This window comes from Streptomyces sp. ISL-1, from assembly GCF_018614585.1.
Classification (GTDB): domain Bacteria; phylum Actinomycetota; class Actinomycetes; order Streptomycetales; family Streptomycetaceae; genus Streptomyces; species Streptomyces maoxianensis.
In genome coordinates this window covers 57,426-79,809 of the sequence record NZ_JAGGOI010000011.1, presented here as the reverse complement: position 1 = coordinate 79,809, position 22,384 = coordinate 57,426, and the positions used below count along the sequence as shown (strand labels likewise).

Annotated in this window: 19 protein-coding genes; 10 read left to right on the top strand and 9 right to left on the bottom strand. The window is 69.3% G+C overall.

The genetic code is table 11. The features are described from left to right. Window positions 1-279: 279 nt before the first annotated feature. On the bottom strand, window positions 280-1,158 hold the full coding sequence (locus J7E87_RS10170; RefSeq protein ID WP_215092279.1) for a DUF4394 domain-containing protein: 879 nt from the start codon (window positions 1,156-1,158) through the stop codon (window positions 280-282). 839 nt (window positions 1,159-1,997) lie between these two features. Here J7E87_RS10170 and J7E87_RS10165 point away from each other — a divergent pair. Then, window positions 1,998-2,384: a hypothetical protein gene (locus J7E87_RS10165; RefSeq protein WP_251017224.1), complete on the top strand. Its 387-nt coding sequence runs from the start codon at window positions 1,998-2,000 to the stop codon at window positions 2,382-2,384. Window positions 2,385-2,435: 51 nt separating this feature from the next. On the opposite strand, the gene J7E87_RS10160 is transcribed toward J7E87_RS10165, so the two are convergent. The 3 genes from J7E87_RS10160 to J7E87_RS10150 form a co-directional block, all read right to left on the bottom strand. Continuing rightward, complete coding sequence (locus J7E87_RS10160; RefSeq protein WP_251017223.1) at window positions 2,436-2,993, bottom strand: alpha/beta hydrolase; 558 nt, start codon at window positions 2,991-2,993, stop codon at window positions 2,436-2,438. A gap of 300 nt (window positions 2,994-3,293) precedes the next feature. After that, entirely contained in the window at window positions 3,294-3,671 is a 378-nt protein-coding gene (locus J7E87_RS10155) for an FtsX-like permease family protein (RefSeq protein WP_251017222.1), read from the bottom strand. 141 nt (window positions 3,672-3,812) lie between these two features. After that, a complete protein-coding gene (locus J7E87_RS10150; RefSeq protein ID WP_215092273.1) occupies window positions 3,813-4,469 on the bottom strand; it encodes a class I SAM-dependent methyltransferase in 657 nt (218 codons plus the stop codon). A gap of 220 nt (window positions 4,470-4,689) precedes the next feature. Between J7E87_RS10150 and J7E87_RS10145 the strand changes: the two genes are divergently transcribed. The 3 genes from J7E87_RS10145 (at window position 4,690) to J7E87_RS10135 (ending at window position 9,478) form a co-directional block, all read left to right on the top strand. Next, window positions 4,690-5,667 (top strand): alpha/beta fold hydrolase, encoded by a 978-nt coding sequence (locus tag J7E87_RS10145; RefSeq protein WP_215092271.1) that lies wholly within the window; start codon window positions 4,690-4,692, stop codon window positions 5,665-5,667. Window positions 5,668-6,379: 712 nt separating this feature from the next. After that, window positions 6,380-7,114 carry a serine hydrolase gene (locus tag J7E87_RS10140; RefSeq protein WP_308312890.1) on the top strand — a complete coding sequence of 245 codons (735 nt, stop codon included), beginning with the start codon at window positions 6,380-6,382 and terminating at the stop codon, window positions 7,112-7,114. A gap of 474 nt (window positions 7,115-7,588) precedes the next feature. Further along, on the top strand, window positions 7,589-9,478 hold the full coding sequence (locus J7E87_RS10135) for an ABC transporter ATP-binding protein (RefSeq protein WP_215092268.1): 1,890 nt from the start codon (window positions 7,589-7,591) through the stop codon (window positions 9,476-9,478). A gap of 306 nt (window positions 9,479-9,784) precedes the next feature. Here J7E87_RS10135 and J7E87_RS10130 read toward each other — a convergent pair whose 3' ends face one another. From J7E87_RS10130 to J7E87_RS10120, 3 genes are all read right to left on the bottom strand, one after another. After that, window positions 9,785-9,958, bottom strand: coding sequence for a hypothetical protein (locus tag J7E87_RS10130; protein WP_215092266.1), 174 nt, complete (start codon window positions 9,956-9,958; stop codon window positions 9,785-9,787). Between the two features lie 81 nt (window positions 9,959-10,039). Then, window positions 10,040-11,263 (bottom strand): S9 family peptidase, encoded by a 1,224-nt coding sequence (locus J7E87_RS10125; RefSeq protein ID WP_251017221.1) that lies wholly within the window; start codon window positions 11,261-11,263, stop codon window positions 10,040-10,042. Between the two features lie 471 nt (window positions 11,264-11,734). Next, window positions 11,735-12,382: a TMEM175 family protein gene (locus J7E87_RS10120; RefSeq protein ID WP_215092262.1), complete on the bottom strand. Its 648-nt coding sequence runs from the start codon at window positions 12,380-12,382 to the stop codon at window positions 11,735-11,737. Between the two features lie 126 nt (window positions 12,383-12,508). Here J7E87_RS10120 and J7E87_RS10115 point away from each other — a divergent pair, with 126 nt between their 5' ends. Together J7E87_RS10115 and J7E87_RS10110 are read left to right on the top strand one after the other, a co-directional pair. Beyond that, a complete protein-coding gene (locus J7E87_RS10115) occupies window positions 12,509-12,886 on the top strand; it encodes a nuclear transport factor 2 family protein (RefSeq protein WP_215092260.1) in 378 nt (125 codons plus the stop codon). Between the two features lie 81 nt (window positions 12,887-12,967). Further along, window positions 12,968-13,780: an alpha/beta fold hydrolase gene (locus J7E87_RS10110; RefSeq protein WP_215092258.1), complete on the top strand. Its 813-nt coding sequence runs from the start codon at window positions 12,968-12,970 to the stop codon at window positions 13,778-13,780. Window positions 13,781-13,892: 112 nt separating this feature from the next. Here J7E87_RS10110 and J7E87_RS10105 read toward each other — a convergent pair whose 3' ends face one another. Then, window positions 13,893-14,150 carry a hypothetical protein gene (locus J7E87_RS10105; RefSeq protein WP_215092255.1) on the bottom strand — a complete coding sequence of 86 codons (258 nt, stop codon included), beginning with the start codon at window positions 14,148-14,150 and terminating at the stop codon, window positions 13,893-13,895. Between the two features lie 759 nt (window positions 14,151-14,909). On the opposite strand from J7E87_RS10105, the gene J7E87_RS10100 reads away from it, so the two are divergent. Next, window positions 14,910-18,137, top strand: a complete 3,228-nt coding sequence (locus J7E87_RS10100) for a tetratricopeptide repeat protein (protein ID WP_215092253.1) — start codon at window positions 14,910-14,912, stop codon at window positions 18,135-18,137. 72 nt (window positions 18,138-18,209) lie between these two features. Continuing rightward, the gene (locus J7E87_RS10095; RefSeq protein ID WP_251017220.1) at window positions 18,210-19,622 is read left to right on the top strand and encodes an FAD-binding oxidoreductase; all 1,413 of its coding nucleotides are present in this window, start codon (window positions 18,210-18,212) and stop codon (window positions 19,620-19,622) included. A 98-nt stretch (window positions 19,623-19,720) separates the two neighbouring features. On the opposite strand, the gene J7E87_RS10090 is transcribed toward J7E87_RS10095, so the two are convergent. Continuing rightward, window positions 19,721-20,275, bottom strand: coding sequence for a GNAT family N-acetyltransferase (locus J7E87_RS10090; protein ID WP_215092251.1), 555 nt, complete (start codon window positions 20,273-20,275; stop codon window positions 19,721-19,723). A 740-nt stretch (window positions 20,276-21,015) separates the two neighbouring features. Here J7E87_RS10090 and J7E87_RS10085 point away from each other — a divergent pair. Both J7E87_RS10085 and J7E87_RS10080 read left to right on the top strand, forming a co-directional pair. Continuing rightward, entirely contained in the window at window positions 21,016-21,840 is an 825-nt protein-coding gene (locus J7E87_RS10085) for an LLM class F420-dependent oxidoreductase (RefSeq protein ID WP_215092249.1), read from the top strand. 104 nt (window positions 21,841-21,944) lie between these two features. After that, complete coding sequence (locus tag J7E87_RS10080; protein WP_215092247.1) at window positions 21,945-22,373, top strand: TIGR03668 family PPOX class F420-dependent oxidoreductase; 429 nt, start codon at window positions 21,945-21,947, stop codon at window positions 22,371-22,373. The last annotated feature ends 11 nt before the right edge of the window (window positions 22,374-22,384 follow it).

Genomic DNA, 22,384 nt, shown 5'->3' with positions numbered 1-22,384 from the left:
GCACGGTCAGGCGCCAGTCCACGGTGACAGGGGAACCCACGCAGTCCATAGCGAGAGCTGGCGCCAGCCGACCGGGGTGCTGACGACGCGGCGGTGCCATCGCAGCGCGCAGCGGGGGCAGTTGGCGTGTAGCCCGCCTTGGCCAGCCCCGCGGGACCGGACCGCTGTACAGCACACGTCCGCCGCACTCGCCCGCGCCGGGGCGGGGTGTGCGGGTGGTGCTGCGCCGCGGGTCCGCCGCAGCGCAGCACACGAGATCATCCGAGCTGAAGAAGGCGGTCAGCTTTGGTTCAGGGGCAGCGCGACGTCGAAGACCTGCCAGTTTGCCGGGAAGAAGCCCAGGCTGGTGGCGGCCCCGTTCAGGATGTTGACTCTGTAGAAGCGGAAGTAGCCGCCGGTCTGCAGAGCGGCGAAGCCCTGGTTGGTGCCGGCCTTCGGGGAGTAATAGATGTCGAAGCCCGCGCTCGGCCCTGCGTCGACGCCGAGGTTGCCGGTGGGGGCGAGGGTGCCGGCGTTGGCCGGGGACTGCAGAGAAACCCGGTCGTTGGTGGTATCGATGTCGAACAGGGTCGTAGCGGTGGCGGCGTTGACGTCGTTGTTGGTGTAGGCGGCGCCGGTCACCCCCAGCGCGGTGGACGGGGGCATCGTCGGGTTGGTCAACGTGCCGTCGACGGTGGTGACCGGCGGGGCCGCCGGGTCGTCGATGTTGTGGCGCAGGTTCTGGCCGGTGTCGCTGATGACCCTCAGCCGGTTCGCCGCCGGGTTGAAGTCCACCCCGAACCGGGACCCGGCCAGTGCGACGGTGAGCTGAGAGACCTTCGTCGCCTGTGCGTTGGAGCTGTTCAGGGTGTAGATGCCGCCCCGGTTACCGACCCCGTACAGCCTCGCGTTCTGGACCCGGAAGTCGATGCCCACCAGCTCGGTGTCCCCGGTGAGCCCGCCCACCGGCCCCAGCGGCCACACCTTCGAGGGGGCCTTCACATCGAACCTGACCAGCTGCTGATCGTTCGTCAGCCCGATCACCGACTGGCTGTTGCCGGCGTGCTGCCCGCCTGTGCGGTGCGACGAGGCAGCGCCGTCCGCCAAGGCGCCCGAAGGGGCAAAGATTGCCGAGGACACTGCGGCGGCCAGGGCCGCCGCGAGAACTGCTCTGCGCATTACGTCTCCCGATTCAGTTCGGCGCCAGCGCTGCCGGGCGCCCCCCGTCGACGAAAGCACCGAATATCACTGCAAGCGCGGTAATACGGCTGAACGGCGCAGTGCCGGTATCCTCCAGAAGCAGTCGGGGATGACCGGTCCGTGCGGCTTTTGGTGCACCGCGTCTACGCGGGCGCCGTTTCCGGCGAGGCGTGCGGCGATGAAGTACTTCGCCGCCCTGACTGTCGTCTCGGCAGGCACCCCGGTGATGCTGCGAAGCCGATCGGCACGTCGTCCAGGGCCAGGGACGTCGCCCCCTGCCTTCTGGGGCCGGCAACACGCGCCCCGTCACCGGCGCCAGGATCCGCGTGTACGGCTCCTGTAGCCGCCGCCCTGGTAGGGCCTTGCTGAGTGGTGTCGTAGGGCTGCCATGGGGTGGGTTGTCGCAGGTGAGGCGTCGCCGGTCCAGCCGACCAGGAGGTGTTGGAGCAGGTCCAGGGCCTGGTTGGAGGGCGCTAGCGGTGTCACACGGTCAGCCGGCCAAGGATCGGGCAGCCCTGCCCCACCCGCTCGCCGTACCGCTGCCGCCGGGTGAGGAGCGTCGGGACGAGGCCGTCATCCCGGCGATGCGGCGAGAGACGGCCGAATGGATGAACCAGACACCTTTGATGTGTTGATAATTGACGCTACATCACACAATGGCAATTCTGATGCGCACCCAAGAAGCCATTTCCATAAGGGGAGGAAGAATGCTTACCACTTCAAAAAAGTGGGGTGTGGTGGCGGCAACGGCGCTATCGCTGGCAACTCTCACGAGTTCTGCCTCTGCATCCCATGACCCGTACTCCCTGGAAAGGAGCATGAGCAGAGGGCTCACAGAGGTCGTCCGACTGACGTCGACGAGCACGGGAACCACGGTGGTCGACAACGGCACGCCCGGACCCGGGATCGGCGATCAGATCATCATCACCGCGAACCTCTTCCGCAACGGTGCACGCTATGGCACCGAGGGGGCGGTATGCACTCGCGTAGCAGCAGACAGCACCCTCTGCTCGGGCACCTTCAGCCTTCCCCGTGGGCAGGTGTCGTGGCAGCACCTCAAGACCACCCCCATCGGCACCCCGCCCAGCGACTTCGACATCGCCATCACCGGCGGCACGGGTGCCTACGCCACTGTCCGCGGCTACGCCCACATCGCCCGTATCGCTGATTCGGGCGGCGCCCTCGCCCTCTATCTCCTGCACTGACCCCTCTCGCCACAGCACTCCCACGGCTGATGTTGTCCTTCCTTCCAAGCGCTACGTCCAGAAGTGGTACCCGTTCATCGAAGGCCAACCGGCCGAGCTGCAGCCGTTCCATGCGCTGAAGTTGAGCCTCGCCCCCGGCAAGCAGGCAGACTTCGAGATCATCCCGCCCGAGACACGGAAGTGCTGTGGCCCGGGACCGGGGGCGTGACGGCCATCCTCGTCGCGTGTGCGAGGCCCGGCCGATCCGTTGGCCGGCGTCTTCGTGCTGAAGGGCGGGGTGTCCTGTTCGCACGACGCGCCGACAGGGGGGAGAACACCACTGAGGAAGTAGCGGACCGCGTGCTGGTTGACGCAGTTGCTCGGATTGTCCAGTGCGGTGTGCCCGTACCCGTTGAGGGTGAGCAGGCGGGCGTCGGCGAGTTCCCGGGCCATGGCCTTGCCTGCCTGGTGTGGGGTGGCAGGGTCGTAGGTCGGATTGACGACCAGAATGGGGTGAGCAGTGGGCCGGTCCCAGGGACCGTCGTAGCTCGCGGCAGCTGTCGCCTGCCATGTCGTACACGGCTCGTTGGCCCAGACCCACCAGTGTCCAAGATACCCTGCTCGCTCCATCGCAGCAGGGTCCGTTCGTTGCCCACCGGCGCTCCTCCGCGCGGTGGCTCGACCGCGCCCGAACCGTTCACCACGACGGAGGAGAGCAACAGGGCCCCTGCGGCGCACGCAGCACCACGGCCTCGCCAGCTGCTCCTGGCTCCTGGCATCGGCAGATCCCTCCTGTGCGGGGCGACTCATGTCCAGGCGCCATCCGTCGGCAGGCCCACTGCAATACCACTGGCCGCGCACGTGCCGGGCAACAGACACGCATCCGAACGGGCGGCGTTGGTGCAGCGCCGCCGACCGCGTCCACCTGAGTCAGCAGCTGTATGCCGCAGGGCTGCCGAGCAGGTCAGGCGCGGGCGAGCGCCTGAGCGGGCCCGCGCCGGCGGGCAGCAGCCAGGCGGGTCCCGCGGGCCAGGGGCGGTGCAGGAAGCCGACGGACAGCAACGCGAGAGGGACGACGGACGGCAGCGGGCCGGTGATGAGCACCCGGGTGGCGATGAGTATCGCTTCGCGTCGCATCATCGCTCGGACCTGGTACGGCGTGGCGCCGATCAGCTGGAGCGTGGCGAGTTCGGTGCGCCGCGCGGCGGTGGTGGCGATGAGTTTGTTGGCGATGCCGAGCAGGAGATATCCGAGCAGCACCGCGAGTACGGCGATGTTGATCCACAACTCGGGCGAGGTGTCGCCCACGCCCCCGGCCCGGCCCCGTTGTCGTCCAGGGCCAGGTCCGGTCGGGACGCGGCCGGTGCGGCGACGTTGCGCTGAGCCGCGTCGGTGCCGTCCATACGGATCAGGACGGACTGGTGGAAGCCGTGGATGAGAAGCAGCACGTCATATGACGGCGATCAGGGCATACCGTTCATCGTCCACCGGGCCACCCCACAAGTCCGGGTCTGCGCTGAGCGGTTCAATGCTCACGTCAGAAACAAGCGGGCGAACGGCCGAGGCCAGGTCCTCCGCGCTGATCCCGCCGTTCCACGGCAGCGATTCGGCACCGGCCACATACGGCACACCGCTCTGGCCTGCCTCACCCCACCGACCCTCGACGAGCACCAGCCGCCCTCCTGGCCGCAAGCGCGTCACCCACTCCCGCAACGCGGCCTGCGGATCGGGCAGCGTCCACACCAGATGACGCGACAGCACGACACCGAACCGTTGCTCCCCGGTCGGGGGCATCATGGCGTCACCGACCAGGAAACGGCTCGCGAGACCGGTGGCCTGGAACTTCCTACGTGCCTGTTCAACCATGCGCGGCGCCAGGTCGACCCCAGTGACCCGGTGACCGGCCTCGGCCAGCAGCAAGGACACGGATCCGGTGCCGCAGCCGATGTCGAGAACGTCAACTGGATCCGGCGGCATCCAGGAGCGCAAGAGCCGTGCCCACGCAGCACGGGTGTTGTCAGCCCTCAGCCCGTGGTCGGGTTCGTCGTCGAAGGTCGCCGCAGCGGCATCCCAGTAAGCCGTGATCGGTGCAGTGTTCTCAGTCATAACTCGATGCTCTCAGCAGCCACTGACAGTCCAGATCCTCCAGCGGCGGTGTCAGTTCCGGTCTCCGTACTCGCCTATGAAGCCAGGCACTGCGAGATGCTGGTGCGGGAGCACCAGCCGCCCGCCCGAGCCGGGGCGGGTGTCGTGCGCAACGGCTCCGGCCCGCGGTCCCGCTGTCGACTCGGTGGCGGACGCCCGCGCCTCCGGTCAGGCTGGCGCCATGCGACAACGCGTGCCCGTCGTGGTGCTGGTGCCGACCATGGCGGCGCTGATGCTGCCCTCTGCTTGTCACACCGTCCCGGCCGACCGCGCCGCGGGGGCAACGGCGACCGCCTCTGCGGCTTCGACGGCGACCGCGACGACCGGTGACCTGGCTCGGCAGGTCGACATCGGCGGTGGCCGGAAAATATATCTGCACTGCCGGGGAAGTGGCAGCCCGACCGTCGTCCTCGTGTCGGGGCTCCACGACTCGTCCGACACCTGGAGCATCACGGACACCCGCCCGCCGGTGCCGAAGGCGCCCGCGGTCTTCCCGGGCGTCGCGGAGTTCACCCGCGTCTGCACCTACGACCGGCCCGGAACGCTCCGGTACACCGAACCACCCGCCCTCACCGCGCGGAGCACCTCGTTTACCGGTACGCGCTCGCTTACGGACATGGTGCGCGACCTCGACGAGGTGCTGACGTTGGGCCATGTGCCCGGTCCCTACCTGCTGGTGGGCCACTCCTTCGGGGGAATGATCACTCGGTTGTATGCCCAGAAGTATCCGGAACGGACCGGCGGCCTCGTCTTTGTGGACGCGTTCGGTACGAACATGAAGCCGTTGTTCGGCCGGGACTGGGCCGAGTACGTGCGGCTGCTCAACCATCCCGGCACGGCCTTCGACGACGATCCGGCATTCGAGAAGGCCGACATCGACGGTGCCGTCGCGGCGGTCGACCGTGCCGGTCCGCTGCCGAAGGTACCTCTCGCCGTCATCAGCAAGACGGAACCCTTCGCCGCCGCCGAGGAAGCCCCGAAGCCGCTGCTGACGCGACTGGAACGGGCCTGGCCACGGGTGCAGCAGGCGCTGGTGGAACTGGCACCGCAGACCCCCCACCTACTTGCCACGGGGAGCGACCACTACGTACAGGTCCACGACCCCGACCTCACGATCAGCGCGATCAGGTTGGTCAGGGGCCGGACCCCGCACGGGTGATCGTGCGCATCGGGGGCGTCAGGGGCAGAGCCCGTTCCGATCACGGAAGTCTCCGCGTGCACCAACGCACCCGAACATCCACGCCCGCGCGGCATGTTCCTCGCTGACACCCGCAGCGCGCCGCCCAACTCACCCCCAAACGCCGCGAGGCGCTCACCGGCAAGAGTGGCGCGGAAAGGCCACGGCACCGGGGCCAGGGGCGGCGTTGCACGACGTAGCGGCGCGGGGGCAGGCGCAGACGGCCGGAAGAAATGGGCCTTCGTCACGTCCCGAGGGGTCGTCAGGTGGCTTTCTGCGGTAAGCGCGTTGCGCCTTCAGGGGGAAACCGCGCCGGGATGCGGCGCGCCTCGCATCGGAAAAGACTATGGGCATATCTTCCGCTTCGATTTGCCGCCCACTTGTGCGATTGAGGTTCCCGATGAATCCGTTTGATGCTGCCTCATCACCCCACCGGATGGGACAGGAGCCTGTCCCGCCCGCCCCGGGCAGACACGACGAGGCCATCGCGGGCCGAGGGCGGATACAGCGTGTACTGGCATGCTCAGCTGCGGGCATGCTGCTCACGAGCTGCTTCGCTGCCGGTCAGAGCGGAGTCGGTGACCGAAGTGGACGCCCCCCGGCTCAGAACCAGGCACCGCTGACGTCGGGGAGCAGCAAGCCGGCCGAAGCGCCGTCAGGCAGCCCCGGCGCACGGGCGTCGGTCCCGACGGATGTGAACAGCGTGCTCGCCCGTTCTCTGGAACCGATCCGAACGGGGAAAGGCACTCGGGTGTCGGTCGCTGTTCTGGAACCCAGGAGCGGTCGCCGCGCGCTGTACGGCTCGCAAGTGCACATCACCGCGAGCCTGGCGAAGGTGGATATTCTGGCGGCCCTGCTGCTGCGTGCCCAGCGCGAGGAACGGCCGCTCACCCGGTGGGAGGAATCGACCGCCGCGTCGATGATCCAGAGCAGCGACAACGACTCCGCCGGCGCCCTGTGGCGGCGTATCGGCGGCGGCCGAGGACTCACCGACGCCAACAGGACCCTGGGGTTGACGTCCACCGAAGCGGGGCCAGGCATCCACTGGGGCCTCACCAGGACCACCGCGGCAGACCAGTTGACCCTGCTGTCCGCTGTGTTCGACGATCGATCACCGCTGAATCGGGCCTCGCGCGACCTGATCCAGACCCTCATGGGCCGGATCGACGCCGACCAGGACTGGGGGGTGTCCGCGGCAGGCAGCCGTTGGCAACTCAAGAACGGCTGGCTGCAGCGGACCCAGTCCCAACGCTGGGCAATCAACAGCATGGGGCGGGTCAAAGCACACGGGAGAACGTTCTACCTCGTGATCCTCTCTCACGGCAGCCGGAGCATGTCCCGCGGCATCTCCGCCGTGGAGCAGGCAGCGCAGTCCGCCGTACGTGCCCTTTGCAGCACTCCCCCTCCGGTGTCCCCGATCATCCGCTGACCTCTCCCCTGCCGGCCCGAGGCCGCGTCTCCCGCTTGGGGAGGGTCAGAACCGGTGAGCGTCGATGTGTCCGGCGGGGCGGTGATCCTGGTCGCTTGGGAGCTTTGGGGATTGTGGGCGGCGAGGCGACGCGGTCGGCGTCGCAGGGGGCGGGTGTGTGGCAAGCGGAGGCGAGGGTGAAGATTGCGAACTTGTTCGTGGCGAACGTGTTCGGTCTGGAGCGGTCATCCAGGCACTCGTACTCGCGGTTTCCCGTACCCGGGACGCCCGCGCAGGCGGTGATTCGGAATCAGCCACCGAACTGAGCCCGAACGATCTGGGCGACCAGCTGTGGCAGGTGAGCGTGGAAACGGTCGAGGACCGAGAGGAATCGGTTGACCTCAAGTTTGGTTTAGGTCGTAGCGTTCTGGGTGCGCCCCGGGCCACGCCGGCCGACGGGAACCGCGTCGGCCCACCAGATTCCGGAGGCACCCCTTGGACATGGAAGTCACCGCGTGGACATCGCTGCACAGCGCGATGAACGCTCAGCAGGACCAGAGACCCATTTCCAGGGCGACCCTGCGCCGTATCGCCTCCTTCGCCCGCCCGCACCGCCGGCAGCTGTACCGCTTCCTGCTGCTGAGCGTGGTCACCGCCCTGCTCGCCGTGGCGACGCCTGTACTCGCCGGCCGCGTCGTCGACGCGATCATCAAAGGCGAGCAGACCGGCACGGTCACTCGGCTCGCGCTGCTGATCGCCGTCATCGCCGTCGCCGAGGCGGGGCTCGGTCTGCTCACCCGCTGGCTGTCCGCCACTCTCGGCGAGGGGCTGATCCTCGATCTCCGCACGGCGGTCTTCGACCACGTCCAGCGGATGCCAGTCGCTTTCTTCACCCGCACCCGCACCGGTGCACTCGTCAGCCGGCTCAACAACGACGTCATAGGGGCCCAGCGGGCCTTCAGCAACACCCTCTCCGGCGTCGTATCCAACCTCGTCACCTTGCTGATGACGCTTGCCGTGATGCTCAGCATCTCCTGGCAGATCACCGTGCTCGCCCTCGTCCTGCTCCCGGTGTTCGTTGTCCCCGCCCGCCGGATGGGCTCCCGCATGGCCAAGATGCAGCGCGAGGCCGCCAACCACAACGCCGCCATGGGTACTCAGATGACCGAGCGGTTCTCCGCCCCGGGCGCGACCCTCGTCAAACTCTTCGGACGCCCCTCCGACGAGTCCGCCGAATTCGCCGCCCGGGCCCGCCGCGTGCGCGACATCGGCATCCGCACAGCCATGGCCCAGTCCGTGTTCATCACCGCCCTCACCCTGGTGTCCGCACTGGCCCTGGCTCTGGTATACGGACTCGGCGGCTACTACGCACTGCGCGGCAGCCTGGACCCGGGAGCCCTCGTCGCCCTCGCTCTGCTCCTCACCCGCCTCTACGCCCCGCTGACCGCCCTGGCCGGCGCCCGCGTCGAGGTGATGAGCGCCCTGGTCAGTTTCGAGCGGGTCTTCGAGATCCTCGACCTCAAACCACTGATCTCCGAGAAGCCGGACGCCCGCCGGGTGCCGGACGGGCCGGTGTCCGTGGAGTTCGATGGGGTCCGCTTCGGCTACCCCTCCGCCGACAAGGTCTCCCTCGCCTCCCTGGAAGAGGTCGCCACTCTCGACTCCCGGGGCGGCACAGAGGTTCTGCACGGCGTCTCCTTCCGCGCCGAACCCGGCCGGATGGTCGCGCTGGTCGGCTCCTCCGGCGCGGGCAAGTCCACGATCGCCCAACTCATGCCACGGCTGTACGACGTTGACACCGGTTCCGTGCGGCTGAACGGCGTCGACGTCCGCGACCTGACCTCGGACTCGATCCGCGAGACGATCGGCATGGTCACCCAGGACGGCCACCTCTTCCACGAATCCGTCCGTGCCAACCTGCTCCTTGCCCGGCCGGACGCCACCGAGGACGACATCTGGGATGCCCTGCGCCGCTCCCGCCTGGCCGGGCTGGTGGCCTCGCTGCCCGACGGCCTGGACACCGTCGTCGGCGAGCGCGGCTACCGGCTCTCCGGCGGCGAACGGCAGCGGCTGACCATCGCCCGGCTGCTGTTGGCACGCCAGCGGGTCGTCATCCTCGACGAGGCGACCGCCCACCTCGACTCCACCTCTGAGGCGGCAGTCCAGGAGGCCCTCGGGGAGGCACTTGCGGGCCGTACCGCAGTGGTGATCGCCCACCGGCTCTCGACCGTACGAGCCGCAGACCTGATCCTGGTCGTAGAGGAGGGCCGGGTCGTCCAACGCGGAACCCACACCGAACTCCTGGCCGTGGGCGGACGCTACGAGGAGCTGTACCGGACCCAGTTCGAACAGCCGGGAGCGGGCGAGGCGCAGCCCGTCCATTGACGCCGCCGCGCCGAAAGCGACCAAGTCCGTTTCGCCGACGGGCAGATCGATGCCCCGCCCCCGTCGCCACGAGTGGCACGGCGACAGGCACTACACCCGTCACCCGAGGCGTGAAGATGGTCCGCGGCCGGTCGGCTACGCCGTGACGGTGATCCAGGCCATGACGGGCGCAGCGACCTGTCACGGGCAGGGAGTGAGGGAGCGCTGTCGCAGCGCACAGGTCCGGAGCGAGGGCCACAGCAGTTGTCTGGGGACGTTCACGTGCCGCGGGAAGGCCTTCGATTGCGAATCGCTGGGCTGCTGCCCCTATTGCTTGAGGGCAAGGACGATGACGGCGCCGATTCCACCGAGGCACACCGCCACGGTGGCCGGCACCCATCCGCCGTATCGCCAGCGGAACGGGCGACCCAGGGACAGACGTCCGGGCCCGACGGCGGCGATGGCGATCGCGACGACCGCAATGCTCAGCGGATACTCCATGCCGCCGTTGGGCGCCCACAGGCCATGCGGGCGTGAGCGGACGGGGCAGCGCGTGGGACGAGGCGGAGGTGGCCGCAGAAGTCAGCTGCCCGACAGCTTCTCCTGCAGCCAGTCGAAGACGACCTCGCAGTGCTGCTGTGGGGCCATCGGGGAGCAGTGCAGCTGCGCGCCGGTGGCCGTGGTCAGCTTCACGTAGTCCTTGGGAGCCGTCAGCTTGTCGAACATCTGGCGCGGCTGACCGGGATAGAACTGCTCGTAGTCGTAGTCGAGGACCAGCGTGGGCATCTTGATGCGGCCCACGACGTTCGTGATGTCCAGCGACTCGATGAGTTTGGCGGGGGTGTAGAAGTCGCTGAACATCTTGCCCTCTCGGGCTTGGAGCATCGCCGGTACGGAGAAGGGCTCAATGCGCTTTTTCATCGTCGCGGCCGCGGGCGGAGGGAGCTCGGGAACGACCTCTTTGTTCCAGATGTTGTTGGTCTCCTCCTTGTCCGGAGTGAGGATCTCCCGGACCTCCGGAGGAAAGCCCAGCCAGGGCGCGAGCACGCCGGGCATCGCCACCAGAGCGGCGATCCTGCTCTCGAAGGCCGCGGCCCGGGGGGCCAGGTTCCCGGCCATACTCAGCCCGGTCAGGGCGATCTTGCCGCTGTCCACGTCCGAGCGGGCGGCCAGCCAGTTGACGAGCGGCGTTACGACGGTCTCCCAGCGTGGCGTGAAGACCACTTCGTTTACATAGAGCAACTGCCCCTGGCCGGGCCCGTCGTACACGAGGGCGTTCCAGCCGCGTTCCAGAGCGGCCGCGACGCCGTAGGTCCACATGTCGACGTTCTGTCCGTCGCTGCCGTTCGTGAGGATCACGGTGGGGCGCCGCTCGACCGAGTCGTCCGGCCGGAAGAACCACACAGGCAGCGGGGTCTTCCCGTACGGGATGTTCGCCGTCACCGGTGCCGGGTCGCACAGCTTGCAGAACTTGTCCCAGGCACCGCGCCCGGCCTTGTACAGCTGCTCCTCGCTGCCGGGGTCGTCGGAGCCGAGGACGAAGAACAGTGCCTGGCCGTAGTACTGGGCGGCCCGCAGCGCACGGAAGCGTGTCGTCTCCGTCCCGGGTTTGCTGCCCTGGGGCGCCTCCATCAGCTGATCGCCGAGATTCTTGAACGTCTCGGTGTACGTCTGCGCGGAGAGCCCGGCCTTGTTGATCGCGTTCACGGCCGTGAGCACCTCGCCCACCTCACCGGCGCCGTAGCCGGACGCACCGAGCGCGAGGAGCCCGTTGAAGTTGAAGCCCGGGTCTTTGAAGAGCGTCATCACGCCGGGCGTGGGACCGCTCGCCGGGGCGGAGGCCGACGCCGTGGAACTGGGGGTGGGTGCATGCGCGGGAGACGCGCCCGAAGGGGTGCACCCAGCGGTCATCAGAGCGCCGGCCCCACCGACGAGACCGGCAAGCGTGGTGCGGCGGGTGGGGGCGGATGCGCGATCACCCGATGCGTGCGTCATGCCAACCGAACGTACGCGGCGCTCCTCCGGGCCCCTCTCCGCAACACCCGCCGTTCCCCCGAACGGCGCTTCCCACAGTCCTCTGCCTCAACCGCGCGTAGACAGGTGTATTCCATCGACCCGCCCAGCGCGTTCCACGGCCACTGGCCAAAGCTGGCGCACTTGGGACCCTCCTGAACTGCTGGACCGGCACCCGCGCTTGCACCACATGCCACCGCCGCCCACCAAGGGCATCAGGTAGACACCGTCCACCCAGCCCCCAGCCGACCTGGCGCAGACCCGCTATGCACCGAGCCGTTGGGCGGCCGCGCGCAGCCGCTTGCCCCGCTTGCCCGTAAACGACTTGACCGGGATCAGCACCGCCCACCACAGCTTCGCGCCCATCGGGGAGACAAAGGCGAGCGGCACGGCGACGGCGAAGACCAGCACCGTCGACGCCAGATCGGCCACATCGTTGCGCGCGACGGGATCGGGCACCGCCGCGCTACCCAGCCACGGGCGCTTCCACACTACGAACGTGAGCATGAGCTGCGTGGCCCCCATGGCCGCGACTGCGCCGGAGTAGAGGGCCACCGCCTGCGGCAGCTCCCCGTACTCGGCCAACAGGGTGGTGGGGAAGGGCATCAGGGCGATCAGCCCGAGGCTCAGCAGCCCGAGCCTGATGACCGTCCCGTCCACCTCCCGCACGTACCGGAAGATCTGGTGGTGGCCCCGCCAGAACGCCGCGATGACCAGGAAGCTGAGGGCGTACGCCCACAGGTTGGGCATCACATCCCCCAGCGCATGCTCGAAACCTTCGGGGTCCAACCCGGCGGGCAGCGTGAGGTCCAGCGCCAGCAGCGTCATCGCGATGGCGAACACGCCGTCCGACAGCGTAAGGAGTCGGGCCGCGCTTCCCTCGTCGTCCCGCACTCGCTGGTGGCCGTTCACAACGCCACCCTAGGGTTAAATGCTCAGAAATATTCTGATTGATCCCGCGAACGTGATGAGCCACCCGCCGGACTTCGTAGCCCGGTCGATGGCGTGGAGGTTCCGGCATCGAGGCCCTGTCACCAGATGCCTGTGATCAACGCTGAGCCGACTCGGCGACCCGGCGCCATCGACCCCGCCGCGCTCCCCGACGCGGTCACCCGCTACTTGGACGCCCACCGGGCCCACGACACGGCCAGTGCCGTCGCAGCGTTCACCGGCGACGCATCGGTCGTCGACGAGGGCCGGACGTACGAAGGCGCCGATGCGATCGAGAAGTGGCTGAGCCGGTCAGCGAGCGAGTACACGTACACCATCCGCCTCACCGGCGCCCAGCAGACGGACGGCACCCACTTCATCGCCACGCAGCACCTCGAAGGCGACTTCCCCGGCGGAGTTGTCGACCTGCACTACCGCTTCACCCTCCGCGACGGCCTCATCGAGCAACTCGTCATCGAACCCTGACTGCCCCGTCCCAGCCATTGCCGCCCCTGGCCGTGGCAGCCGTAGGATTTGAGCAGAGGTGCCGACACGAGGCGCGCGGCTATGAGGGCAGTGGAGCACACCGTCAGGGAAGGCCGCTTCCGGCGCCGCCGGGCCGAGCTGGTCTACGACGACGCCGGTGAGGGCCCGCTCGCCGTGTACGCGCACGGCGGATTCGTCAGTCAGGCCGCCGAGGACCGAATGGGCTTGTTCGACTGGGCGCCGGTCCTGGACGCGGGGCAGCGCCTGGTCCGTTACGACGCCCGGGCACACGGGCGATCCACCGGCGACCCCGTGGACACCGACTACACCTACCCCTCGCTCGCGGACGACCTGCTGGCCCTGCTCGACCATCTCCGCGCCGCCCAGCCCGTCGACGCCATGGGCGCGTCGATGGGATGCGCCACCGTGCTGCACGCCGCTGTCCAGGCGCCAGACCGGTTCTCCCGACTGGTTCTGCTCATCCCACCCACAGCCTGGACGACGCGAAAGACGCATGCGCGGGACAACCGGGAATGGGCTGAGCTGATCGAACGAGAGGGAGTGGACGCCTGGCTCGCCGCCAAGAGGAATCAGCCTCGCCCCACAGTCCTGGCCGACGTTCCCGAGCTCCCACCGACGCCCGCCGCGCGGGTACTGCCGTCCGTCCTGCGCGGCCTGGCGCTGTCCGACTTGCCCTGCCCCACGGCAATCACCGCGCTGAGCCGGCCAAGCCTGATCCTGGCCTGGGTGGATGACCCGGGCCATCCCCTGTCGACCGCGGAAACGCTGGCCCGTCTGCTCCCGCACGCCGACCTGTATGTGTCCCGGACCCGCGCCGACATCCGCACATGGGGAGAACGCATCGCTCAGTACCTGACCCGGCCCCGGCCATGACCGACACGAGACAAGCACCTGTGCGTCACGAGGCGGCGATCGCCCGGCGCTGCCCTCGACGCGCTGATCGGCGTGGTCTGTCGGCCTCGGCCTCGGCCTCGGCCTCGGGAGTTCAGTCCCATGACAACGCCTCGTCGTCCACTCGGGGCAGGTGGTTTCCCAGGGGCCGGACATCCTCCACGGCGTCGGCCATCTCCTCGAGGAACACCGCCGGCGACGGCCACCTCCCGCAGTCGCCGCCGGACTCCATGAAGAAGGAGCCGACGGCGCCGAACCCCGGACCCGGCCTGGCGTCGAGGAACCACCGGCTCCACCCATCGTGGATCGCGGCGCAGCCCATCGGCCCCAAAAACCCTGCCAGTTGGCCCATCCTCCCTTGAGTCACAGCAGTTGGACGATCACGAGGTCCTGACCGCTGATCGTCATCCCTGCCTCCGCGCTGGACGCATGGGGCGGCCGTACGGAATCAGGGTGGACATCGGCGATGGGGACACCCCGGACGACTAGGACCGGGCCTGCGAGGTGGACGGTTGGCCCGGGGTGATTGCCGTGGGCGAGGACGGCGCGCTCAAAACAGGACCCCGCCGGGGATCGGGCGCCGACGGAACTGACGATGCGGCCGGCGAATATGGCCGTGTCGAGGGGCGCCCGAATGACGCCCGGCACGTCGGCGGACGACCCGCCCAACGTCCGGTGAGACGCCCCCCGCGCCCGTCGCCGGGTTGCGAGGCGTCTTCGCCGGCCGGCTGCGCAACGCTCACCAGGTGGAGTGTCACGGCGGTGACCACGGCCCTGATCTCGGTCACCCGCCGTTACCAGGCGCAGGCGACTCGTCTCCCCCGGGCCTGTAAAGTGACCGGTGTAATTCCTGTGTGAGCCTGGCTGTCGGATCCGTCGGCGAGCGCAGGGAAATGGCCATCTGGGTCACGGTGATGCGTATGGTCACGTGGAACCAGTCCCGCAGCGCTCGGCCTCGGCGGTGCCGTGCCGACGGCCGCGGGCTCAGCCTGCGTCGGTGCCAGAACTGGGGCTCAGTGGCCCTGGGGGCAGCCGCTGAAGGATCACCTCGCCGACCGCACCGACTGCCGACGGGTCCAGTGCCCCTGCGCAGCCTGCCTTAGGGGCAGACATGGCCGACGAGGTGCGCATCGGTCTGCTCGGTGGCTTGCGGGTGACGGTCGCAGACCGTCACGTCGCCGCCGGGGCCTGGCGGCTGCGCAAGGCCAGGAGCGTACTGAAACTGCTGGCCCTGACGCCGGGCCACAGGCTGCACCGGGACCGATTGTACGACCTGCTGTGGCCCGACCTCGATGCGGAAGCCGCGTCCAACAACCTGCACCAGGTGTTGCATGCCGTCCGGCGCGCGTTGGCGACGGCCGGGACACCCGGCGATGTCGTCGTCCTGCGGGACGACATGGTCGTACTGGGCCCGGAAGGCGGCGTACGGGTCGACCTCGACGAGCTGGAGGAGGCGACACGACGGGCATCGGCCGGCGGCAGTCCGGCGGATTACCGCGCCGCACTTGCCCTGGCCGAACATGAACTGTTGCCCGAGGACACCTTCGAGTCATGGACGCGGGAGGCGCGCGGTGCCATACATGTCCGGCGCACCGGGCTGAGACTGGGTCTCGCCGAGGCGCTCGAGCAGGAGGGCCACGCCGCCGAGGCGGTCGAGGTGCTGCAGGCCCTGATCGCCGACGATGAGTTGAACGAGCCAGGCAACCGGGCGCTCATGCGGGTCCTTGCGTCTGCGGGGCGACGGCGGGAGTCGCTGGCGGTGTACGAGCAATTGCGCGACGCGCTCCGCAGTGACACCGGATCCGACCCGGACCCGCAGACCCGCGAGGTCTACCGCACCCTGCTGGCCGGCTCGGTCGAGGAGCCGGCCGAACGCGGTCCCGTCCACCGCCACAACCTGCCGGCGCAGATGACCAGCTTCATCGGCCGGGAACGCGAGATTGCCGAAGTGGAGGAACTGCTCGCGCGAAGCAAGCTGCTGACCCTGACCGGCCCCGGCGGCTGCGGCAAGACCCGCCTGGCCCTGGCCGTCGCGGCACGCCACGTCGAGGCTGTCCGCGACGGTGTGTGGTTCATCGACCTCGCCGCGCTCACCGACCCGAGGTTCGTTCCGGACGCGGTCGCCGCGGCGCTCGACATCCAGCTCTCGCCGGACAACAGGACGCAAGCGGCGCTGGTCACGCAGCTCGCCGGGCGGGAGCTGCTGCTCGTGCTCGACAACTGTGAGCACCTGGTCGAGGCATGCGCCGGCCTGGTCGCGGACGTCTTGGCCCACTGTCCGGGGGTCGTCGTGCTGGCCACCAGCCGCGAGCCTCTGCAGGCCTACGGCGAACGCACATCGCGGGTGCCTTCACTCGGGCTGCCGGACATACATCGGCTGCCACCGCCGGCCGAGCTCGGCCGTTTCTCGTCCGTGCGGCTGTTCGTGGAGCGGGCCACGGAGGCCGTCCCGCCTTTCCAGCTGGACGCGGACAATGCGGCCGCCGTCGCGCAGATCTGCTTCCGGCTCGACGGGATGCCGCTGGCCCTGGAGCTCGCGGCCGCGCGAGTACGCATGCTGGCACCGCGGCAGATCGCAGAACGGCTCGACGACGCGCTCACCCTCCTCGGGCAGGGCAGCAGGCATACGGTGACCCGGCAGCAGACGCTGCTCGCCACCCTTCAGTGGAGTCACCAGCTGCTCGACCCCGAGGAGCGACTGCTCTTCCGTCGGCTCGCGGTCTTCGCCGGCGGCTTCTCCCTGGCCGCGGTGGAGGACGTGTGCACCAGGGACATCGACCCCGCGTCCGTGCTGGATCTGCTCGGCCGGCTGGTCGACAAGTCGCTCGTCCTGGTTGACCGCCACGGCGACGAGGCTCGCTATCGACTGCTGGAAACGATCCGGCAGTACGCACGGGAGCGGCTGCGTGAGAGCGGGGAACTGGCGCAGACCGAGAGCCGGCACCGCGGCTTCTACCTCGCACTCGCCGAGTCGCACGACCCTGAGCTGACGACCCGCGCCTCCGGCGAGACCTCGCTCCAGCTCGAAGCCGACCACGACAACCTCCGCGCCGCACTGCGATCGGCACTTGAGAACGACCCCGAAAGCGCGCTACGACTGGCGGTCGCGTTGCGGCGGTTCTGGGTCGAGCGCGGGTATCTCGCGGAGGGGCGGCGCCGGTTGGACGACGCCCTCTCCGCAGCGCCGGCACCGACCCCGCTACGCGCTCGGGCGCTCCTCGGCCAGGGCGTGCTCGCGATACGGCTCGGCGACAGCTCCCGGCTGGCGTCCATCGGTGCGGAGATCGTGGCGATCCACCGGGCGCGAGGGGACCGGGCAGCACTGGCGTACGCCTTCTACCAGCAGGCGATCCTGTTGTGGATGCGCGGCACCTGGGAGGAGGCACGGACAGCACTCGACGAGGCGTGCGCGCTCGCCGGCGGGGAGTTGCCGGTTCTGGCCGCCGCCGCGCACCAGCGAGGGATCAGCGCCGTCTGCCGCGGTGACGGTAGGGCTGCCCGGGAGGCCTTCGGGACAAGTCTGCGTCTGCTCACGGACCTTGCCGACCTCACGGGGCCGGGCGGCAGGGACCGGCCGTACTTCCCGGTCATGACACCCGGGTACATGGCCGAGGAGGACGCCGAGGGCAGGATGTCGCTGTTCTTCGAGGAGAGCGTGCTGGTCGGGCGCCTGGTGGGCACGGCACAGGCGCGCGGGTACGCGTTGTCCAACCTCGCGTGGGCCACCCGGCTGGACGGCGATGTGGAGGAGGCCAGAACAGCGGCCGAACAGAGCGTCGACTGCTTCCGCGGGCTCGGTGACCCGCACGGGGAGTCGCTGGCCCTCAACACCCTGGGAAACATCTGCCGTACCCATGGGGAGTACGACAATGCCCGGCCGCATCTCGATGCCAGCCTCTGGATCAGGCGCCGGCTCGGCGACCGCCGCGAGGTCGGGATCACGCTGGGCAGTCTCGGCCTGCTGGCCATGGCCGTCGGCGACGTCGACGGCGCGCGGGCGGCGATCGGCCGGTCCCTCGCCGGTTTCGAGGAGACCGGCGACACCCCCGGCAGGACGAACAGCCTGCTCCACCTCGGCCTCGTCGCCCGGGCGGCGGGCGACACCGCCACAGCCCGGGCTTTGCTCATCCGCGCCCTGGATCTCCAGTACGTGGCCGGGTCGACGTGTGCCACCGGGTGGGTGGCGGTCATGCTGTCCGGGCTGGCGGAGGAAGCGGGCGACCATGCCGGCGCGGAGGCGGCCACCGCCCGTGCGCTGGGCCATTTCACTCAACTGGGCGACATGCGGGGTCTGGCCCACCTGCGCCGAGCCGGGGCACGGGCGCAAAGTCGACGCTAACCCGGTGCTAAGCGGCACCTCCTACGGTCCTTGGTGTCAGAGAGAAGGCCATACCGGCCAAGGAGGCCGACAATGTCGATCGATATGGCAAGGGGTGTCCTCGGGGACGCCACCATCGGTGAGCTGGAGGCGGCACTGCGAGGCGAGGTCGTACGCCCGGGCGACCCGTCGTACGACGAGGCCCGGGCGATCTGGAACGCCGCCCACGACCGGAAGCCGGCCCTGGTGGTGCGGTGCGCCGGAACCGCCGATGTGATCCGTGCGGTCGAGTTCGCGCGCAGCCAGGACCTGCCCGTCGCGGTGCGGGGCGGCGCACACAGCATCGCAGGATTCTCGACCTGCGACGGAGGCATCGTCATCGACCTGTCCGCCATGAAGGGGGCGCGGGTCGACCCGGAGCGGCGGCGGGTCGTCGCGCAGCCCGGGATGACATGGGGGGATCTCGACCACGAGACCCAGGCGTTCGGCCTTGCCGTGACCGGTGGCCTGGTCTCGACGACCGGTATCTCCGGCTTCACCCTCGGCGGCGGGGTGGGCTGGCTGGTCCGCCGCCACGGACTGGCCTCCGACAATCTGGTCGCGGCCGATGTCGTGACCGCGGACGGCCGGCTCGTGCACGCCAGTGCGGAGGAGAACCCCGACCTGTTCTGGGCGCTCCGGGGCGGCGGCGGCAATTTCGGTGTCGTCACGTCGCTCGAGTACGAGCTGCACCTGGTGGGCCCACAAGTGCTCGCGGGCTTGATCTTCTATCCTGCCGCCGAGGCACAGCAGGTGATCACCAGGTGGCGTGACCTGACCGCCGAGATGCCCGACGAGCTGACCACGCTGGTCAACCTGACAACAGCCCCGCCGCTGCCGTTCCTGCCGGAAGAGGTGCACGGTACCCGCGTCGTGGTCGTCGCCGGCATGTATTCCGGCGCCATCGAGGCCGGTGAGGCGGCGGTCCGTCCGTTGCGCACGCTCGGCACCCCGATCGCCGACCTCATGGGCCCGATGCCGTACGTCGGTATGCAGTCGCTTCTGGACCCACTGTGGACGCCTGGTGCGCACAACTACTTCACCTCGGCATTCATCGAGGCATCCGGCACTGCGATCGATGCGCTGACGCGCCTGCACCTCACCACGCCGACGCCGTCCAGCGAACTGCACCTGCATCAACTGGGAGGCGCCTTCGGCCGCATTCCCGCGGACGCGACCGCCTTCAGCCAACGTGACGCAGGCTTCCTTTGCAATGTGATCGCACGCTCCCCCGAGCCGACAGGCTTCGACGAGCATGCCGAGTGGGCACGCGGGGGACGGGAGGAGATCGCGCGCCACGGCCGCGGTGCGGCGTACGTCAACTTCACCGGTGACGCGGCAGAGGACAAGGTGCGCGCCTCGTATCCTGGCGCGGTCTACGACCGGCTCGTGCAGGTCAAGGACAAGTACGACCCCACGAACCTGTTCCGGCTCAATCAGAACATCCGTCCGTCGTCGGCGAGTTGACCCTGGTGCACTGCGGCCCGCACGGCCATACAGGGGGCCGGCGTGTCGGTTCCTCCCGCCCGACAGTCGGCGCGGGCCGTGGCTGGAAGCACCTGGACCTACGCCCAAGTGGTCACGTGCTCCTGGCAGGTGTCCCCCGCGATGGGGATGTGGATATCGAGGACGGGTCCGGTGGCGCGGGTGGGTGGCGCGTCCAGACTCTCCAGGACGTGGAGCATCGGTGTGTTGGCCACGGCGACCGTCGCGGTCAGGGTGTGGTGTCCGGCCCGGCGGGCCACGTCGGCCGCGTGTACGGCCAGTGCGGTGCCGAGCCCCTTCGACTGCCATTCGTCCTCGACCAGCACGGCCAGTTCGCCGACTCCTTGCTGATCGGTACGCATGACGTTGGTCATGGCGATGATGCGGTCCGTGCGCTGGGCGGTGGTGGTGACCAATGTGGTGCCGCGCTCAGGATCGGACAGCAGCCGCCATCCGGCCGGAGACAGCTCGGGTTTACCCGCGTGGTAACGCAGGGCCCGGCTGACCGGCGAGCAACGGCGGTGCAGCGCCTGGATCGGACCGAGGTCGGCGGGGGTCACCTCCCGGGTCCGGGTGGTGGTGCCGTCGGTCAGCGTGATCGGGTGCGCGGTGCCTTGAGGGCCGGCATCGGGCATGCGGCGATCTCCTCTACATGGCGAACGTGACTGGTGTGCCGCGGAGCCCCTCCTGGGGGGCATGTCCGCCTTGGCACATGAGAAGTCTTTTGCCACTACCCCAGCCGATTCAAGGGGAGTTCACGCCATCTCGATTACGCATTGCACACTAGCTGTCACTCATCGGAGTGGCAACTATGCACAATTTATGAAACCTCGCCCGGGACCACCGGGTACACGACCTCGTCGGCACCCCCTGGCCCGCCGGACCGTTGTCCGAAGACGTGCCGCGCGCGCACCTTGCCGGCGGTTGCGGACTCGGCATCGGGATATCCGGCGTCGACGAAATGCCGGACATGTTCGCCGCCGGCGAATGATGGCGGCCTGAGAGCCGAGTGCGTGCTCCGGCTGTGCCTGCGCTACATCCCACGGCAAAGCGTTGCCGGACGGCGTCGGGCGGATGCGGGGCCGCCGCCGAGCACGCGCGTCCTCGGCCGCCCGGACACCGGCACACGACCCTGCGGGAGACGCCACGCCGGCGTTGTCAGCCGCGCGCTGGACGCCACGCGGGGGGTTCTGGGTCGGCGGGGTCGCCGATGCGCGTCCGCCGTCTCCCCGGCGCGTTCTTGCGACCGCGGGCCCGAAACCGTAATCCGCGATGGTTCTCCCGGGTGGTCCTGGGAGCGGGACCACCCGGGGTGGGTAGTCAGCAGATCTGTGCCACCCGTCCTTTCCCCCACTCCACCCTCGACGGAGCCGTAGTGAAATTCGGAGTCTCGACCTTCATCACCGACCAGGGCATCAGTCCGACCTCGCTCGGAACCGCGGTGGAGGAACGCGCTTTCGACTCGTTGTTCATCGCCGAGCACAGCCACATCCCGGCAGACCGCCAGACGCCCTACCCGGGTGGCGGTGAGCTGCCGGAGATGTATTACCGCACCCTTGACCCCTTCGTCGCCCTGACCGCGGTCGGTGTGGTGACCGAGCGGCTGCTGCTGGCCACCGGCATCGCACTGATCCCGCACCGCGACCCGATCATCACGGCGAAGGAGGTGGCCTCGCTCGACCTGATCTCCGGCGGCCGCGTGATCTTCGGCGTCGGTGTGGGCTGGAACCGTGAGGAGATGAGGAACCACGGCGCCGACCCGTCCACCCGCGGCCGGCTCACCGACGAGCGGCTGCGCGCCATCAGAGAGCTGTGGACCGAGGAGAAGGCCGAGTTCCACGGCGAGTTCGTCAACTTCGATCCGGTCTATGCCTGGCCCAAGCCCGTGCAGCGCCCCCATCCGCCGATCTACGTCGGGGGCGGCGAGGGCGCGTTCCGGCGGGTGGCGCAGCTCGGAGACGCATGGTTGGCCATCAGCATGCCGCCCCAGGAGCTCGGCCCGCGGATCGAGCGGCTGCGCGCCCTTGCCGACCGAGAGGTGCCCGTGACGGTGTACGCGGTTCCCGCCGATCCCGAACAGATCGAGGGCTACAGCCGTCTGGGGGTCGAGCGGCTGCTGTTCTACGTGCCGACGATGCCCGAACGCGAGACGCTGGAGTACTTGGACCAACTGGCCGAAGTCGCTGCCCGGTACCGCTGAGAGGCCGGAAACCGCTGCGCCCCGGGAAGGCGGGACCGATGCGAAGATCCGTAACCGCGATGGCCCCACCAAAACCGTCGCCGTGACTGTCGGAAAGGGGTGCGATGCCCGCTCTGACGAGCACTGAGGCACGGGAGCGGTTCGCCATGGCGCGCATCGCCCACCTCGCGACGGCCGACACGGCGGCCCGCCCGCACCTGGTGCCGGTGGTGTTCGCCCTGGACGGCGACACGGTGATGTTGGCCGTGGACCACAAACCGAAGCGGACGACGCGGCTGAAGCGCCTGGCCAACATCGCCGCCAACCCATCGATCTGCCTGCTCACCGATCACTACGAGGAGGACTGGGACCGCCTCTGGTGGGCCCGGGCCGATGGCGAAGCGCGAGTGCTCCCGCCCGCGGACCAGTCCCCCGAGGCCGCGCGCTGCATCGGCCTGCTCACGGCGAAATACCGGCAGTACGCCGACCGGCCACCCGGCGGACCGGTGGTCGAAGTCTCGGTCGTGCGCTGGAGCGGCTGGCGCGCGTCGTGAACCGCGTGCCG

Coding starts and splice junctions, on each gene's coding strand:
- J7E87_RS10170 (WP_215092279.1), bottom strand. CDS start 1,158: ATGCGCAGAGCAGTTCTCGCGGCGGCCCTGGCCGCCGCAGTGTCCTCG.
- J7E87_RS10165 (WP_251017224.1), top strand. CDS start 1,998: ATGAGCAGAGGGCTCACAGAGGTCGTCCGACTGACGTCGACGAGCACG.
- J7E87_RS10160 (WP_251017223.1), bottom strand. CDS start 2,993: ATGGAGCGAGCAGGGTATCTTGGACACTGGTGGGTCTGGGCCAACGAG.
- J7E87_RS10150 (WP_215092273.1), bottom strand. CDS start 4,469: ATGACTGAGAACACTGCACCGATCACGGCTTACTGGGATGCCGCTGCG.
- J7E87_RS10145 (WP_215092271.1), top strand. CDS start 4,690: ATGCGACAACGCGTGCCCGTCGTGGTGCTGGTGCCGACCATGGCGGCG.
- J7E87_RS10130 (WP_215092266.1), bottom strand. CDS start 9,958: ATGGAGTATCCGCTGAGCATTGCGGTCGTCGCGATCGCCATCGCCGCC.
- J7E87_RS10125 (WP_251017221.1), bottom strand. CDS start 11,263: ATGACGCTCTTCAAAGACCCGGGCTTCAACTTCAACGGGCTCCTCGCG.
- J7E87_RS10115 (WP_215092260.1), top strand. CDS start 12,509: ATGCCTGTGATCAACGCTGAGCCGACTCGGCGACCCGGCGCCATCGAC.
- J7E87_RS10110 (WP_215092258.1), top strand. CDS start 12,968: ATGAGGGCAGTGGAGCACACCGTCAGGGAAGGCCGCTTCCGGCGCCGC.
- J7E87_RS10105 (WP_215092255.1), bottom strand. CDS start 14,150: ATGGGCCAACTGGCAGGGTTTTTGGGGCCGATGGGCTGCGCCGCGATC.
- J7E87_RS10100 (WP_215092253.1), top strand. CDS start 14,910: ATGGCCGACGAGGTGCGCATCGGTCTGCTCGGTGGCTTGCGGGTGACG.
- J7E87_RS10095 (WP_251017220.1), top strand. CDS start 18,210: ATGTCGATCGATATGGCAAGGGGTGTCCTCGGGGACGCCACCATCGGT.
- J7E87_RS10090 (WP_215092251.1), bottom strand. CDS start 20,275: ATGCCCGATGCCGGCCCTCAAGGCACCGCGCACCCGATCACGCTGACC.
- J7E87_RS10080 (WP_215092247.1), top strand. CDS start 21,945: ATGCCCGCTCTGACGAGCACTGAGGCACGGGAGCGGTTCGCCATGGCG.